The 16,464-nt window shown below is 57.2% G+C and carries 11 protein-coding genes; 3 read left to right on the forward strand and 8 right to left on the reverse strand.

The genetic code is table 11. The features are described from left to right. Nucleotides 1-136: 136 nt before the first annotated feature. Nucleotides 137-991, reverse strand: coding sequence for a formyltetrahydrofolate deformylase (purU, locus tag QV747_RS05875; RefSeq protein ID WP_028450755.1), 855 nt, complete (start codon nt 989-991; stop codon nt 137-139). A 76-nt stretch (nt 992-1,067) separates the two neighbouring features. Continuing rightward, entirely contained in the window at nt 1,068-1,442 is a 375-nt protein-coding gene (locus tag QV747_RS05880; protein WP_273430369.1) for a hypothetical protein, read from the reverse strand. 90 nt (nt 1,443-1,532) lie between these two features. On the opposite strand from QV747_RS05880, the gene QV747_RS05885 reads away from it, so the two are divergent. Continuing rightward, the gene (locus QV747_RS05885) at nt 1,533-1,997 is read left to right on the forward strand and encodes a tRNA (cytidine(34)-2'-O)-methyltransferase (RefSeq protein WP_028450757.1); all 465 of its coding nucleotides are present in this window, start codon (nt 1,533-1,535) and stop codon (nt 1,995-1,997) included. A 264-nt stretch (nt 1,998-2,261) separates the two neighbouring features. Here the strand turns inward: QV747_RS05885 and QV747_RS05890 are convergent, their stop codons facing one another. Continuing rightward, nucleotides 2,262-2,651, reverse strand: coding sequence for a group II truncated hemoglobin (locus QV747_RS05890; protein WP_273430371.1), 390 nt, complete (start codon nt 2,649-2,651; stop codon nt 2,262-2,264). 157 nt (nt 2,652-2,808) lie between these two features. On the opposite strand from QV747_RS05890, the gene QV747_RS05895 reads away from it, so the two are divergent. Both QV747_RS05895 and putA read left to right on the forward strand, forming a co-directional pair. Further along, nucleotides 2,809-4,428, forward strand: coding sequence for a methyl-accepting chemotaxis protein (locus QV747_RS05895; protein WP_273430373.1), 1,620 nt, complete (start codon nt 2,809-2,811; stop codon nt 4,426-4,428). Between the two features lie 29 nt (nt 4,429-4,457). Then, nucleotides 4,458-7,946: a bifunctional proline dehydrogenase/L-glutamate gamma-semialdehyde dehydrogenase PutA gene (gene putA, locus QV747_RS05900; RefSeq protein ID WP_273430375.1), complete on the forward strand. Its 3,489-nt coding sequence runs from the start codon at nt 4,458-4,460 to the stop codon at nt 7,944-7,946. 47 nt (nt 7,947-7,993) lie between these two features. Here putA and QV747_RS05905 read toward each other — a convergent pair whose 3' ends face one another. The 5 genes from QV747_RS05905 to dnaB form a co-directional block, all read right to left on the reverse strand. Beyond that, the gene (locus tag QV747_RS05905) at nt 7,994-8,548 is read right to left on the reverse strand and encodes a phasin family protein (RefSeq protein WP_028450759.1); all 555 of its coding nucleotides are present in this window, start codon (nt 8,546-8,548) and stop codon (nt 7,994-7,996) included. A gap of 105 nt (nt 8,549-8,653) precedes the next feature. Beyond that, nucleotides 8,654-10,984, reverse strand: a complete 2,331-nt coding sequence (locus QV747_RS05910; protein WP_273430377.1) for a serine/threonine protein kinase — start codon at nt 10,982-10,984, stop codon at nt 8,654-8,656. Nucleotides 10,985-11,166: 182 nt separating this feature from the next. Beyond that, complete coding sequence (locus tag QV747_RS05915; protein WP_273430379.1) at nt 11,167-14,472, reverse strand: DNA translocase FtsK; 3,306 nt, start codon at nt 14,470-14,472, stop codon at nt 11,167-11,169. 2 nt (nt 14,473-14,474) lie between these two features. Then, on the reverse strand, nt 14,475-14,846 hold the full coding sequence (locus QV747_RS05920; RefSeq protein WP_273430381.1) for a cupin domain-containing protein: 372 nt from the start codon (nt 14,844-14,846) through the stop codon (nt 14,475-14,477). Between the two features lie 102 nt (nt 14,847-14,948). Then, nucleotides 14,949-16,397, reverse strand: a complete 1,449-nt coding sequence (gene dnaB / locus QV747_RS05925) for a replicative DNA helicase (RefSeq protein WP_273430383.1) — start codon at nt 16,395-16,397, stop codon at nt 14,949-14,951. Nucleotides 16,398-16,464: the final 67 nt, after the last annotated feature.

The raw sequence follows: 16,464 nt of genomic DNA on the forward strand, positions 1-16,464 counted from the left end.
CAAAGGGTATTGCCCGCTAGGCCTTAATTCTAAAGACTCAGCCGGCAATACCCCTGTTTGATTTACTGCAAGCCATTCCCGCCGCCCAGCGCACGCTAGTGTGCGCAGCCGGTGGCCAAGGCGTTTAGTTGGACGTTTAGTTGAAAATCACCGTTTTGTTTGAATACACCAGCACGCGGTGTTCCAGATGCCAGCGCACCGCCCGCGACAGCACCACGCGTTCCAGATCGCGACCTTTTTGAATCAGGGCTTCGACATCATCACGGTGTGAAATCCGCGTGACGTCTTGCTCGATGATCGGGCCATCGTCGAGGATTTCGGTCACATAGTGGCTGGTGGCGCCAATCAGCTTGACGCCACGGGCAAACGCGCGGTGATACGGCTTGGCACCGTCAAATGCCGGCAGGAAGCTGTGGTGAATATTGATCACGCGCTGCGGGTAGGCGGCGGTGAATTCATGGCTTAACACCTGCATATAGCGTGCCAGCACGATCAGATCGATGCCTTTTTCGGCCAACAGCGCACGCTGCTGCGCTTCGGCGGCGGCTTTATTGTCTTTGTTGACGGCAATAACGTGGTATTCAATACCGTAAAACTCGGCCAGCGCGCGGCAATCTTCGTGATTGGAAATAATCAGCGGAATTTCGCATTTGAGCTCGCCGCTCTTGTAGCGATGCAGCAAATCCACCAGGCAGTGATCGTATTTAGAAACGAAAATTGCGACTTTTTGCGCTTTATTCGACAGCGCAACTTTCCAGGTCATGCTAAAGCGGTCGGCAATCGGCTGAAAGGCCGCAGCAAACGCATTCATGTCCAGCGTGAAGTCGGCCAGATCCCACTCAATGCGCATCAGAAACAGATTATCGGTGTTGTCCTGATGTTGATCGGAATGCACGATATTGGCGTTGTAGGTAAACAGGAAATTGGCAATCGCAGCCGAAATGCCTTTCTGATCAGGGCAGCTGATCAGTAGCGTGGCGGTATGAGTCATACGGGAACAGTCTTTGGCAAAATAAATTTGCTCTCGATTCTATCAGCCCCACCCCGGATCGGACAGCGAAATAGCCCTAGATTTGCGCAGAATCAGCCCGCGCCAGCTGCGCTGTGCGCGCCCGCTGTTGGCCGACCTCCAATTGTGCCGCTAACAGCCACTGGCCCAACTGCGCGGGGGCACAGCTGGCGGGTAGCTCGGCCTGCCAGCGCCAACCATTGGGCGCGTGCCGATCACGCCGTAAGGTGAGCGGCCAGCCGTGCTGGGCCGCGTAGCAGGCCGCAGCAAAACCTTGGGTGCGCGCCGGATTAAACGGCGTGGCATCCGGTGCGGGCAGCCAGTGATCGAGCGCACGAAACAGCAAGGCCAGCGTTTGCGCCGGGCTCAGCGCATCGGCCCGCGCCATGGCTGCGGTGGCCTGCAAGATTTCCTGCGTCAGTGGCACGCTCATACACGCACTCCCAGCTCGATGGAATCTCAGTGTAGAATCAGCGCCCTGCCCGTCAAGGGTAAATCTATTTGTCTTGCACCACGGATCACCATGTTTGAGATTGTCCTCTACCAGCCCGAAATTCCGCCCAATACCGGCAATATCATTCGTCTGGCCGCCAATACCGGTGCGCGCCTGCATCTGGTCAAGCCACTGGGTTTTCCGCTGGACGATACCAAAATGCGCCGCGCGGGGCTGGATTACCATGAATACGCCGAGATGCAAGTGCACGAAGACTGGGCCGCCTGCCGCGCCGCACTAGCCGGGCGGCGCTTTTTTGCTGGCACCACCAAGGGCTCGCAGCGCTTTGATACCGTGAGCTATGCCCCCGGGGATGTGCTGGTATTTGGGCCCGAGAGCCGTGGCCTACCGGCCGAAATCTTGGCCGAATTCGCGCCGGGCGAGCGTATCCGCCTACCGATGCTGCCCAATAACCGCAGCCTGAATCTGGCTAACGCCGTGGCCATCACAGTGTATGAAGCCTGGCGGCAAAATGACTTTGCCGGCGGCCAATAAAAAAGGATACCCAGTCGGGTATCCTCAGGCTGCTGGCCAAGTGGAAGAACAATCCTCTGCGAGTCGGAGCAAAGCCGAGCCTAGGGAATAAGGCGTTTAGTCTGCAGCCTTGATGTTCTATTCCCACCCCACCCGTCCCCTCCTTGAGGGGCGCCTCGCTTCGCGAGTGAGCTTTGTTATTAATCTACGGATACCCATAAGGGTATCCTTTTTAAAATCAATCCAGCTAATGCTTGCAGGGCAATACCCCTGTAATAATCCAGTTTATTGGTTACGCATAAAATCGGCTGTGCGGAAAAACGCTTCTTCCAGATGGCTGCGCACTTCAGCCGGCATCGGGGTGTCGTTCATTGCCTGATACATGCACAGCAACCACTGATCCCGCTCGGCCTCACCAATCGCAAACGGCATATGCCGGGCGCGCAAGCGCGGATGGCCGTATTTTTCGATAAACAGCTGTGGGCCACCCAACCAGCCAGACAAGAATTCGAATAGTTTTTCCCGAATCAAGCCAGTGTCAGCGCCATGCATGGCCTGAATTGTCGATGCGCGCGGGTCGCTCGCCATCAGGTCATAAAAGCGATCAACTAGCTGGCGCAGCACGGGCGCGCCACCGAGTAATTCATACGGCGTTAATTCTGTGACCTGGGTCATGCTCAAGCTCGGTAAACAGCAAAAAGCCAATTTTACCCGATTCACCGCAAGCTCACCTGACCGTTGAAATATGACATTTTATGAAATCATCGTCATGGCTTGCAGATTGCTTATGCCAACCTATACTGATGATTAAATAACTAATTCGGAGTCGCTCATGTCGTCCAAACTCACCATTGCCGCCAAAATCACGCTCGGTTTTGTGGTTATGATCGTATTAATTATCGCCGTGGGCTTGGCCGGCCTGATGGGTTTGCGCCAATCGGCCAATGTGGTGCAAGAGCTCTTAAGCACCGATCTGGAATACGGCATTGCGATGAATGAGCTGGGCGAAAATGTGCTGCATTTACGCCGTTTTGAAAAAGACCTATTTATTAATCTGAGCAATCCGGAAAAAGTAAAAGAATACAAAGTCAAATGGGATAAAGCCCAAGCCGACGCCAAAGCCGCGCTCGATAAAGCCGCGCCGGTCGCCAATGATGAGCGCAAAAAAGCCATTGCCGAGCTGCAAACCGGGCTCGATGATTACGCCAAGGCCTTTAATGAAGTCGCCGCCGGCAAATACGCCAGCACCGGCGAAGCCAATCAGGCCTTTGATAAACACAAAGCAGTCGTACGCAAACTCGGTGAAGACTCCGCCGAACACGCCAAAGAAGCGATGACGGCAGTGAAGGCGATTGCCGGCAAAGTTGAAGCCCAACGAGCGGCCACCAATCAAATCACAATTGTGCTGCTGCTCTTGGCGATTGCGGCCGCAGTGATTGCCGCCGTGGTGATTTCACGCAGCGTGCGCCAGCCATTGAATCAGATGCAGCGTGATATTGATGAAATGGACCGCACCGGCCATATTGGCCGTCGCCTCACCGCCAATCAGCATGATGAAATCGGCCAAACCTCTACCGCACTAAATCGCCTGTTTACTGGCATGTGCGAAGTAATTGGCTTGGCTAACCGCAATTCGGGCGAGCTGTTAAGCGCGGCGCGCGAGCTCACCAATGCTTCAGAACAAATTGCCCAAGCTTCGCGCCAGCAGGCGGAAGCATCCGCTTCGACGGCTGCCGCGGTGGAGCAAATGTCGGTCAGCGTCAATATGATTGCCGACAACACCCTCACGATGGAAAGCGAAGCGCGCGAGGCCTCGGTCACCGCCAGCGAAGGTACGGCCATTGCCAAAAAAGCCGCGGTAGAGATCAACCAGATTGCCGATTCGATCAATCGCTCGTCTGAAACCATCGTGCAGCTGAATCAACGTTCGGATGAAATTGGTAGCATTGCCATGGTGATTAAAGACATTGCCGATCAAACCAATCTGCTGGCGCTCAATGCCGCGATCGAAGCGGCGCGAGCCGGCGATTTGGGGCGCGGCTTTGCCGTGGTGGCTGATGAAGTGCGCAAATTGGCCGAGCGCACCACACAAGCCACTGTTGAGATCACCAGCAAAATCGACTCGGTACAACGCGATACGTCGCTGGCCGCAGAGGGGATGCGCTCCGCTGGGCAATTGGTCGAAAGCGGCGTGCGCAGCACCGAAAGTGTGGCCGATGCCTTAAGCGCCATCGAAAACGTCACCCGCCGCAGTGTGGAGCACATTGGCAGCATTAGCGGCGCCATCAAAGAGCAAAGTATTGCGAGCCAGGAAATCGCCCGCAATGTGGAGAAAATCGCGCAGGTCAGCGAGGAAAACCATAGCGCCGCCGAAAACATCAATCAACTAGCCGGCCGCCTAACCCAGATTGCCGAAGGCCTGGACAAAACCATTCGCCGCTTTACGGTATAAGCTCTGCGCCCACGGGCCAAGGGACCCATATGCTGCGCTTGCCCACTGCCCTCTTTGATTTACCGCGCGATTTAATCGCGCTGACGCAATTGCGCGCGGCCGACGAAGCGCGCTTGGCAAGCCAGCAACCAAATACCGGCATGCTCGGCAGCGAACAGCAACTACGCGCCGATGCCATGGGGCATTTGCTGAGCCAAAAAGTGCGCCAGCTGCGCCAAGCCACCGGTGGGCTGGATGCCTTGCTGGCGCAGTTTCCGCTGCATACCCCGGCTGGCCGCGCCTTATTAAATCTAGCCGAAGGCGTGCTGCGCATCCCGGATGATGCAGCCGTTTCGACCCTGATTGCCGAGCAGCTGCATGCCGCCGATTGGCATGCCATACGTGGGCAAAGCCCTTCCTGGCAAATCAATTTGGCCACTTTGGGTCTGGATTTGGCCGAAAGTTGGTCGTCGAGCTTAACCGACCCGCTGATTCGCGAATCGATCCGCCATGCGCTGTTGCGGCTGGCTAAGCAATTTGTGATTGCAGATCACATTCAAGAGGCCTTACAACAACAAGCCAGCGAATTTCGCTATTCATTCGATATGCTGGGCGAAAGCGCAATGAGCCAGAGCGAAGCTAGGCGCTATGGAGAAGCCTATGCCCAAGCCATTGAGGCGGTAGGCCAATACAGCCAGGGTGCTGGGTATTTTGGCCCCAGTGTTTCGGTGAAACTCTCGGCCTTGCATCCGAAATTTCAACTTGAGCAGGCCGACGCAGTCCAAGAGCAACTCTACCCGCAGCTGTATGCCTTAGCCGAGCGCGCCATGCAGCTGGATATTGGGCTCACCATCGATGCCGAAGAAAGCGCACGCCAGCTCTTAACCCTGCAGCTTTTTGCCCGACTGATGCATGAGCCCAAACTGCGCGAATGGGCTGGGTTGGGGATTGCGGTGCAGGCTTATCAAAAAAACGCGCTCGAGGTGGTGAAATGGCTGAATAAGCTAAGCCGCGAGCTACACAAACCGATTAGTGTCCGCCTCGTTAAAGGCGCGTACTGGGATAGCGAAATCAAGCTGGCGCAGCAAGCCGCCTTAAGCCACTACCCGGTCTGGACCGAAAAAAGCCGCACCGACCAGCATTATCTGGCCTGCGCGCAGGTGCTCCTGCAGGCGCCGCACCGTATTTTTCCCCAGTTTGCCACCCACAATGCATTTACCATCGCCCAGCTGCATTTAATGGGCGAGCAGCAGCAATTTGAATATCAGGCCTTGCTGGGCATGGGCGAAGGCCTCTACCAAGCAGCCAGTGAAATGGGCATTGAACGCCCTTGCCGTCTGTATGCGCCGGTGGGCGATAGCCGCCAGCTGCTGCCCTACTTAGTGCGCCGTTTCTTAGAAAACGGGGCCAATACATCGTTTATGCATCAACTGTTTCACCCTCCGGTGACGCCGCCCACTGCCAGCAAACGCTTAAAACCGCCCAATAAACTGTATTTGCCCCGCGAGACCCCCGCGCAAATCGACCCAGCGATGCTGGCGCAATGGCAAACCCGCATCGCCAGCATTAATGAACATACTAGCACCCAGTATCTAGCCTCAGCGCTTATACATCAATACACTGCGAGCAATACCCTTAAAATCGATTGCTTCAATCCCGCCCAAAATACCGACCGCCTTGGCGCCTATTGCCCCAGTCAACTGGCCGAGATTAATGTCGCCTTTGCTGCGGCCGAAGCTGCCGCTTCGCGCTGGCGCCTAACGCCCGTGTTGCAACGCGCGCAAGCGCTAGAGCAGACCGCGAATTTGCTGGAGCAGCAAGCCGCGCCCTTACTGAATTTATTGGTGCGCGAAGCGGGCAAAACCTGGCGCAATGCCGAGCAAGAGCTGCGCGAAGCCATTGATTTTTGTCGCTACTACGCACAGCAAGCCCGCCAGCATTGGCTACAGCAAGCACCGCAGCCAGTAGGCGTTGTGGTGGCAATTAGCCCGTGGAATTTCCCGCTGGCCATTTTTACGGGCCAGATTGCCGCGGCGCTGATTGCCGGCAATCCGGTGCTGGCCAAGCCGGCACCTGAAACGCCGCTGATTGCCAGCCTGGCCGTGCATTGCTTCCACCGCGCCGGCATCGGCACCGATGTACTGCAATTGCTGATGGGTGGCGCAGACGTGGGGGCAGCACTTACGCTCGATCATCGCTGCCAGGGGGTGGCCTTTACCGGTTCACTGGCTAGCGCTAGGAAAATTGAGCAGGCGATTGCCGCATTTGGCGCTGACCGCGTGCTGGTAGCCGAAACCGGCGGGGTGAACATCCTATTGGCCGACAACACTGCCCACCCGGAGCAATTATTACGTGATCTGGTTCAGTCGGCCTTTGATAGCGCTGGCCAGCGCTGCTCGGCCGCCCGTATTTTGTGTATTGAGGAACCACTAGCTAGCCAAATCTTGCCGCGCTTGCGCGAAATGCTAGTTGAGCTCTACGTCGGCGACCCCAGCGAATTAGCGACCGAAATGGGGCCGCTGATTTCTGCAGCCGCCAAACAACGGGTTGAAGCGCGTATCCAGGCCTGGCAAAACCAAGGTTTAGCGGTGTGGCGTACTCGCAGCGCAGTGCCAAGCAGTGGGCATTATCTCAGCCCCACACTCGTTGAAATTAGTGACCTCAAGCAAGCTGGCGGCGAAGTATTTGGCCCGGTGCTGCAAGTGTTGCGCTATCCGCGCAAAGGCTTGGACAAACTCTTGCGTGATGTCGCGGCTCTGGGCGATGGCCTAACCATGGGCATACATACCCGGCTGGAAGAAACCATTCAGCGCTGTCGAGCGCTGTGCCCGGTCGGCAATGTGTATATCAATCGCAATCAGATCGGCGCACTAGTAGGGGGGCAACCCTTTGGGGGGCTCGCAGGCTCAGGCACAGGCCCGAAAGCCGGCGGTCCGTGGGCGATCTGGCGCTGGACTCGCAATGGCGACCCCTGCCAGCCGCATTATGCAGAGCTTGCCGACACATTCAGTTTCCTGCGTAGCCTCAGTGGGCTGTGGCCGGATCTGGATCAGAGTGTTGATCTGGAAATCTTATGGGAGGACGCAGCCCGGCGCAGCCCACTCGGCCAGCCACTCCCCTTGCCCGGCCCGACCGGCGAAGATAATACCCTGCACTATCAAGGGCGCGGTTTGGTCGCCTGCTTGGGGCACAGCGAATGGCTGCGGCTGCAGCAAGCGGGTATCGCCTTACTCACCGGCAATACACCGGTATTACCTGCGACAGACCGTATTCAAGACTGGGCGCGCAAATTGGGTGAGCGGGTCATCTTTTGTGCCGAACCGCTGGCCGAACAACTGGCCGCGGCGATGTACAGCGGCCCCGATGCGCACCTGCTACGGCAGCAACTGGCTAAGCGCAGCGGCGCGATTGTGCCGCTCATTTTGCCATTTGAAGATGGGCATTGGCCGCTCTATCAGCTGGTGGCCGAAATCACCGTCAGCCGCAATACCGCCGCGCAGGGCGGCGATATCGGTCTGCTAACCCACCAAGCTCAATAAAAAAGCCACACCCTAGGGTGTGGCTCTATTCAGATTTGCTTAGCAGCTTAAGCAGCTTTATTGCCCGCTTTGCTGGCGGCAGCCACTGATTTGGCGCCAGTTTCAACTGCAGCTACAGTCGCTTCAGTCAGGTTAGCAGCGATGCGCTGACTGGTTTTTTGTACGGTATCAAAAGCAGTGTTGGCGCTTTCAACCGCGTTTTTCAGCAGTGCCACAGCGGCGCTACCAGCTGGCGCTTGTTGCGCAGCTTGTTCCAGTGACGACACCAGGTTTTTGTTGAATTCCAGCACTTGCTCTTCGATCAGTTTGTTCAGCTCGGCTTGCGTGCTGCTCGCAGCTTCGTACACAGTGCGGGCCACAGCGATGGTTTTTTCAACGCTAGGCTGAGTCAGGGTTTTTTGCAGATCAACCAGCTCTTGCACTGATTTAACTTGTGACAGTGATTTAGCTGTTTCAGCATTTTCGGCCAACAGATCACGAGCCAGTGACAGTTGCAGCTGGAACAGGCGCTCAGCACCACCCAGCGCGATATTCGTCAGGCGCAGTGATTTTTCCAGATTGGCTTGATTCAGTTCAGCAAATTGTTTCTGAGTGGCAAACATGGCAATCTCCAGGTAAGTTTGTGCATCGCAACAATTGCATTGTTGCTGCTTGCCTCCACGAGGTCAAGCATTATTTTGTGCATCGCACAAAAGTTCACACAAACATCATCCCGCGGCAAACTGCTTTTGCCGGATCGCTAAAATTGCCTGATTGCGCAAGGTTTTAAGTAAATTCAACTGCTCATGTGGCAACTGCAGTGAATGCGCGGCCAGGCGGTCGGCATAAAACAGCCCCAATGGCTTCTTATCAATAATCACCGGAAACACAATCAGCGATTTGGCCGCCGAAGCACTGCGATACCAGGCCGGTATGCGCTGGCTGATGCTTTCGGCATCGATGTCTTCAATCAGTACATCGGCGCCCTTTTGCATCACCAACTGAAACACATCGTGCACCGGCGCCAGCGGATAGCTAAATTGCCGCTGCAGCACTTCAATGTCATCGCCAAAGCCAAAGCGGGCCACCATCAAACCGCGCTTGATGTCACGGGTGCAAAACAGCACATGATCAAAACCAATGCTGCGATACATGGTTTCTAGAATCATCCGCAGCACATCGTTGAGGTTGTAATCGCCAACGAGGGTACTGGTTATGTCCTGTATCCCCGCCGAGAGTACCGCCGCCGGATTGGCCAGCGTGCCATTGGCCGTGGTCGAGACCTGAATATCTGCCAGCTCTGATGGTGCCGCGGGGGCCGCCACCGGCTGGCGCCCCACCATGGCTCGCAGTTGATTAGCAAACTTGGTGGGGCCTGGGTCTATCCCCAGCACGGACAGATAATTGAGGTATTGCTCAGCCGCTTCTTGCATCAGATCATGCAAATCGCGCTCTTTCCAGCTCACCGCGGCGGCGTAGCGTTTACTAAGGCCAGCTAAATGGCCCGCGGCAGCCTGCGGGCTTTGCGCCAGAGTGGGCAACAAATCACCGGCCAGATTGGCAAAGACCCGCAAACGCTCACCCTGATTGGCCGGCTCGCGTACTTTGGTCTCAGGTAAAGGGCGCATGCTGGTGACGATGCGATCGGGGAAATTCCATTCTTTTGCAATCGCCTCGCCCAATTCGGCATAGCTCACGCCCAAAATCGCCTGCGCGGCCAGCGTTTCGGCCTCGCCGGTTTGTGCCACCCGTTTCATGATTTCAACGCTTTCTTCGTTGAAATAAAAATGTGTGAGCAAACGGCCCAAATGTTGAAACATGCCACAAATCAGCGCTTCTTCGGTATCACGCCAGCCCGATTTATCGGCCAGCCGCCGACTGAGCACGCCGCCAAAGAAGATCTCCAGCACCACATCACGCAGGCGGGCGGCGTGGCCTTTATTCTGCATATGCTCAAACAGCAGCAAAGTCACCGCCAGACTGCGAATACGATCAAAGCCCAAAATCACGATCGCCCGCGAAATGGTACTAATGGTGCCGCCAAACTGGCCAAAGCTGGCCGAATTCACCATTTTTAACAGCTTATTGGTCAGCGAAATATCATGCAAAATCACGCCCGATAGGCTCTGAATCCGTTCCGCTTCAGAATCATCCACCCGATTAATCGCCTGAATGGTCTGCGATAGCGCTGGAAAATCGGCCGAATGGCGCATACGGCGGAGCAAAAATTCAATCGTGCTGTGCCGACCATCATTGGCAGCGGCGCCCGCTTCGCCGCTTTGCTCAAGCCAATCGAGCAAAGCCACCCGCATTTCGCCAGCATCGGCAAAGCGCGCCTGTGGGTCTTTAAACAGCGCCGTGAGCACCAGATGATCGAGCTGATCATTAATCTGGCTATTAAGGCTGGAGGGCGGCGCGACCGTGGCCGAGACGGTTTTATGCAACATGGCAAACATCGACTCGGCTTTCACCACCGGCTGGCCGGTCAGCATCTGGTACAGCATCGCCCCGCAAGCAAATACATCAGCCTGAGCATTGACCGGCAGATTACTGATTGCTTCTGGGGCGATATAACCCACCGTGCCATTGAGCTGTGGGTCGCGCTCGCCGGCGCTACTGGCCACACCAAAATCCATAATCCGCGGCCGATCGTGCTCATCCAGCATGATGTTTTGCGGCTTCATATCCCGATGCACAATGCCGCGCTGATGCGCGGCATACAGGCCTTCCAGCACCGCAGCCATGAGTTTTACCGCCGCTACCGGCTCCAGCGGCCCCTGCCGCTGCAAGCGGGCGGCCAAGGTTTCTCCGGCCACATATTCAAACACCAGACAGGGATGCTGCTCATGGGCAAAGGCATCGTGCAGCGTCACCAGATTGGGGTGATTCAGTTGACTGATCATGCGCGCTTCGCGCAACGCCTCAACCGGCTGGGTGTGCAATACCTTGAGGGCCACTGGCCGGTTTAACTGGGTATCGGTCGCCAAATACACCAAACCCTGCGCACCTTGCCCGAGTTTTTTCTCGGCCACGAAGCGACCATCGGCAAACGATTTCATCTCTCATCCAGACTTTGTGCTTTTATTCTGAAATCATAGCCTGCTTTGTGACTTAGATTACAGGACTATCGTGGAAGCAGCGCCGGCTGTGGCTTGGCAGCAGCAAAAATGCCATTCGCATGGCGATTTTCAGGCAAAAAACAACCCGCCGTAGCGGGTTGGACTGTGAAAGTGGTATCAAACTATTCGTGCGATGGCACCAGCACGCTGCGATTACCATTGCTTTCCATATTGCTCACGATCCCAGCGGCCTCCATCTGCTCAATCAGCCGCGCTGCGCGGTTGTAACCGATGCGAAATTGCCGCTGTACCGCCGAAATCGACGCCCGCCGGCTGCGTATCACATGCGCCACCGCTTCGTCATACAGCGGATCGCTCTCTTCGCCCTCCGCCACGCTGCCACCACCATTGCCAGCTTCGGCCTCGTTGGCGGGGTACAGCACCCCTTCGATGTAATCCGGTTCGCCCAGCTGTTTCAGGTATTCAACCACGCAATGCACTTCGGCATCATCGACAAATGCACCGTGCACGCGCTGCGGATATCCGGTGCCGGGCGGCAGGAACAACATATCACCCTGCCCCAGCAAAGCTTCCGCCCCCATTTGATCTAGGATGGTGCGGCTGTCCACCTTGCTCGACACCTGAAAAGCCAACCGGGTCGGAATATTGGCCTTGATCAGCCCGGTAATCACATCCACCGACGGGCGCTGGGTGGCCAAAATCAGGTGTATACCGGCGGCGCGGGCTTTTTGCGCCAGCCGCGCAATCAGCTCTTCGATTTTCTTGCCCGCTACCATCATCAAATCGGCAAATTCATCCACCACCACCACAATCAGCGGCAGTTTTTCTAGCGGCTCGGGTTGCTCTGGCGTGAGCGTAAATGGATTGGTGAGTTTTTCGCCGCGCGCGGCGGCTTCAGCCAGTTTCTGGTTGTAGCCGGCCAGATTGCGCACGCCCAGCGCACTCATCAGCCGGTAGCGTTTTTCCATTTCGCCCACACACCAATTCAGCGCATTGGCTGCCAGCTTCATATCGGTCACCACCGGCGCCAGCAGGTGCGGAATGCCCTCGTACACCGATAGCTCCAGCATTTTCGGGTCGATCATGATCATGCGCACTTCATCGGGCGTGGCTTTAAACAGAATGGACAGAATCATCGCATTCACACCCACCGATTTACCCGAGCCGGTGGTACCGGCCACCAGCATATGCGGGGTTTTGGCCAAATCAGTTGCTACCGGAATACCGCTAATGTCTTTGCCCAGCGCGATGGTTAAGGGTGAGCTTTGCTGCTGATATTCGGGCGAAGACAGAATTTCGGATAGCCGAATCATCTGCCGGCTTGGGTTGGGCAGCTCCAGCCCCATGCAGGTTTTGCCCGGAATGGTTTCCACCACCCGCACCGAAGCCAGACCCAGCGAACGCGCCAAATCTTTGGCCAGATTCACCACCTGCGCACCACGCACCCCGGTGGCCGGCTCGACTTCAAAGCGGGTAATCACCGGGCCGGCATAGGCATCCAGCACACTGACTTTGACTTTAAATTCATTGAGCTTTTCTTCAATCAGAATACTGCGTTCCAGCAGTTCTTCCTGCGTCACCGGGATCGCCTGCGCGGCCGGCGGGCGCAGTAATTCCAGCGGCAGGCACAAGCCATCTTCGGTGCGCCACTGATTGGTGCTGGCTTTGGGCGTTGGCGCGAATTCATCGGGCCGTAAAAACTGGTTGGGGCGTACGACCGGAGTTTCGGCCGCTGAGGTCAGGGCCGGCTCCACATACCTAATAGGGGTATCACTCTCAAACGGCGGATTATCAAGTGCCGCAGGCAATACCTCTGCAGGAGACAACCAATGGTTCACCCCCTGATTTGGGGCCGTGTGCAAAGGCTGACTCTGCGGCTGAATCCACGACGTTGCCACAGGTGCGAGCGGCTCTGCCAGCTCCGGCGCGGTCGGCGGGTAGTATTGCTCATCGCTCAGATGCGCAAACGGATCAAGCTGAGGAGCGGTCTCTGTGGCTGGTGTGCTCGCCTCACTGACGGCTTCAGCCTGATGCAGATTGGGCGTAGCCACTACGGCGCTCACGGCAGCCGGCGCGGCCACCGCTGCACCGGGCACTTGAAACACGCGGATCACTTCCGGCGCCGGCGCCCGGGCGATGGGCGTGCTCAGTAACTCCGCGGCATGTGCGGCTGGAGTGACTGCCACTGCCGGAGTTTTGCCGGCTGCCGAAGTTTTACCAGCTGCAGAATGATTAGGCGCAGTGGGGGCCACCGGCGCAGGGCTATGCGTTGTCACAGCGATGGTCGCGGGCCGCGCGGCTGGAGCGGGAGCATCCGCGCGCGCATGGCGCACTTCACTCGGCGCCAGTTTGGCCGACGGACGCTTATTGGCGTGAATATCCTGCAGGCGCTCGCGAATTTCTTCGGGCTTGATCACCGGCAAGGGTTCGACCGGCTCCGCTGGTGGCAACTTGGCTCCCTCCAGCGTTAATTTGCGCGCGCTGCGCTCCAGATTTCGCTGGATGTGTTGCATATCAATCACCGGCAATTCACGGCGCTGCTTACGCGGCCAATCGCGCACGGGCGGCGCGTATTGCAAAGGATCGGTGATTTGCGCGGGAGGGGCTTCATTCGGTGCGATATCTGCACTAACTTCAGTTGCGCGAGGCGCCGCCACGTTCGCCGTAGTTGCACTAACCACGGGCTCGGCGTTGACCTCGGCGGGGGGACGCACTGATGAAGCGGCTTGCGTGCGCGGAGCTACTGGTTGAACATCGCCGTTGGCTGGAGATGCCGCCGGCTGGCGGGGCGTGGACACCACCTCAGCCTGCGGCTGCACGCCCACTGGCGCGACAGGAGCAAACGCCGCGGGTGTTGCTGCAGCGTTGCGCGCCGGCGGGGTTAAGTATTCAGGATTACGCTTCGTCGCTGGCTCCACCGCAGCTGGCATACCTGGCTCAGTATGCCGATGCAGACCTTTCTCGTAATGCGCGCTGCGGATATACCCCTGCTCCGGCGCAAAATTCTCCTGCAGGATTTCCGCTTCGTCTGCAACGGCTGGCACCGTGGGCGCAGCAGAGCTGGCAGCTGGTTTGGCCGCCCGTGGGCCGAATAAGATGGCGTCGCTATCGAGCTCTGCCAGCTCGGCGGCGGGGTCTTTTTCGCGGCGCTGAGCCACTTGTTTCAGCTGCTCAGCGCCAGTTTGCCACGCTGCGGCAACTTTGGCGCCCAATTTGCTCGCCACGGGGCTGAGTAATTCTTTGGCCGACGAAAGGCCTTTGCTGGCCGCATCGGTAATTGGTGCAATCGGCAGCGCAAACAGCGGGTCGAGCCGATCTTTACTGGCCGGCTCGGGCTCACCCGGCGCAGCGGCTTTCTCACCTAGGCCAGACTCGGCGGCCGGTGGCGCTTTCGGTAGCTCCACCCCGGAGAGATCGCCTTCTAGTTTGCGATTCAGCGTGTCGAACAGCTGCTGAAATTTCTTCATCATTAACCTCGGGCGGCGCGATCGAGCACCACAAAATACTTGCGCACCGGTTCCAATACTTCAAAACGGCCTTCAAAGCCGGCCGGAATCACCGCCGCTTCGCCCGCCGCCACGATCACGGCACTGCCATCGGCACCGTGCAGGCAGACCTTGCCGCTGATCACGCAAAAAAACTCTTCTTTGTCGGCGGCAAAGCGAATTTGCCAGGCACCTACTTCGCACGCCCAAATCCCGCAGCTCAGTTGCCGATCGCTCGATTCGTAGTGTGTCCAGGTTTGGCGTTGCGGATTACCACTCACCAGCCGCTCTGGGCGCGGGTAATCAATACTCACCGGCACGGCTTGCTGGAAATGGGTAATCGTTGGCGTATTCATGCGGTTTTTCCTCTTACGGCGCGACAGCCAATCCTGCCGAAGGCACGGAGATAGGCTGCGTGCTTGAACATTGACTACAGCGGCTGCGGATTGGGCCCCAGCTTACTCCAGATCGCTATTCCAGCCATCTGGGCGCATCAGCGCATTATCAAAGCGCGAGTACATACCCTGAAAGACCAGCGGAATCCGCCCCACCGGGCCATTCCGGTGCTTGCCCAAAATGCACTCGGCCAAGCCTTTGTGCGGGCTGTCGGGGTTGTAGTATTCATCGCGGTACATAAACATGATCAAGTCGGCATCCTGCTCAATCGCCCCCGACTCACGCAAATCGGACATCATCGGGCGTTTGTCGGTCCGTTGCTCGACCGAACGCGACAACTGCGAGAGCGCGATAATCGGGCATTTCAACTCGCGAGCCAGACCTTTGAGCGAACGGGAAATCTCGCCCAGCTCGGTGGCGCGGTTTTGGTCTTTCGCGCCCGCGCGCCCAGCCATCAGCTGCAAGTAGTCGATCACAATCAAACCCAATTGACCGCCACATTGGCGCGCCAAGCGGCGCGCACGGGTGCGCACATCCAGTGCGGTCAGCGCACCGGTTTCCTCGATAAACAGCGGCGCTTCCGAGAGCTTGCCCACGGCGTGGGTGAGCTTGAGCCAGTCTTCATCCTCAAAGCGGCCGGTTTTGAGCTTATGCATATCGATTTTGCCCACCGAACCCACCATCCGCATCGCCAACTGGGCCGCCCCCATCTCGAGCGAGAAAATCGCCACCGGCAGTTTGCTATGAATGGCCACATTCTCGGCAATATTGACCGAAAACGCCGTTTTACCCATCGAAGGCCGGCCAGCCACAATAATCAGATCACCGCCCTGCAGGCCGGAAGTCATTTTATCCAGATCGATAAAACCAGTTGGCGTGCCGGTGACTTCGGATGGATTTTCTTGCTGATACAGATAATCGATGCGCTCAACGATTTCTTTCAGAATCGGCGGCATGGTATGAAAACCCTGCTGCCCTTTGGCCGATTGCTCGGCAATCTGGAACACCTTGGATTCTGCTTCATCAAGCAGCTCTTTGGCATCACGCCCATTCGGGAAATAAGTGGCGTCAGCAATATCGGTGGCCACACTGGCCAGCTGGCGCAGCACGGATTTCTCGCGCACGATTTCGGCGTAGCGCCGGATATTGGCCGCGCTAGGCGTGTTTTGCACCAGCGAGCCCAAGTACGACAGCCCACCCACGTAGGTCAGATCATTGGTAGTATCGAGCGATTCTTTAACCGTAATCACATCCGCCGGGCGGTTGTGCTCAATGAGCTTGATAATCGCCTGAAAGATCCGCCGATGGTCTTCGCGATAAAAATCCTGTTCGGTCAGGATATCCGCGATCCGGTCAAAGGCAGTGTTTTCCAGCATCAAACCACCCAGCACCGATTGTTCGGCCTCGACCGAATGCGGGGGCATCCGGAAGCTGGCGGTTTCATCCACCGGGGCCGGCTGACGGTAATCGGCTTGCGTGTCGTGTTCTAGCTCGGTAGGATATTCGTTCATTTTCACTCTATGGCGACAAAACGCGGCCTGATTTCCAGCACCGCGCGACATCGGTTAGCACCTGCTG

This window comes from uncultured Chitinibacter sp. (assembly GCF_945957625.1).
Taxonomy (GTDB): Bacteria; Pseudomonadota; Gammaproteobacteria; order Burkholderiales; family Chitinibacteraceae; genus Chitinibacter; species Chitinibacter tainanensis.

Coding starts and splice junctions, on each gene's coding strand:
- purU (WP_028450755.1), bottom strand. CDS start 991: ATGACTCATACCGCCACGCTACTGATCAGCTGCCCTGATCAGAAAGGC.
- QV747_RS05880 (WP_273430369.1), bottom strand. CDS start 1,442: ATGAGCGTGCCACTGACGCAGGAAATCTTGCAGGCCACCGCAGCCATG.
- QV747_RS05885 (WP_028450757.1), top strand. CDS start 1,533: ATGTTTGAGATTGTCCTCTACCAGCCCGAAATTCCGCCCAATACCGGC.
- QV747_RS05890 (WP_273430371.1), bottom strand. CDS start 2,651: ATGACCCAGGTCACAGAATTAACGCCGTATGAATTACTCGGTGGCGCG.
- QV747_RS05895 (WP_273430373.1), top strand. CDS start 2,809: ATGTCGTCCAAACTCACCATTGCCGCCAAAATCACGCTCGGTTTTGTG.
- putA (WP_273430375.1), top strand. CDS start 4,458: ATGCTGCGCTTGCCCACTGCCCTCTTTGATTTACCGCGCGATTTAATC.
- QV747_RS05905 (WP_028450759.1), bottom strand. CDS start 8,548: ATGTTTGCCACTCAGAAACAATTTGCTGAACTGAATCAAGCCAATCTG.
- QV747_RS05910 (WP_273430377.1), bottom strand. CDS start 10,984: ATGAAATCGTTTGCCGATGGTCGCTTCGTGGCCGAGAAAAAACTCGGG.
- QV747_RS05915 (WP_273430379.1), bottom strand. CDS start 14,472: ATGAAGAAATTTCAGCAGCTGTTCGACACGCTGAATCGCAAACTAGAA.
- QV747_RS05920 (WP_273430381.1), bottom strand. CDS start 14,846: ATGAATACGCCAACGATTACCCATTTCCAGCAAGCCGTGCCGGTGAGT.
- dnaB (WP_273430383.1), bottom strand. CDS start 16,397: ATGAACGAATATCCTACCGAGCTAGAACACGACACGCAAGCCGATTAC.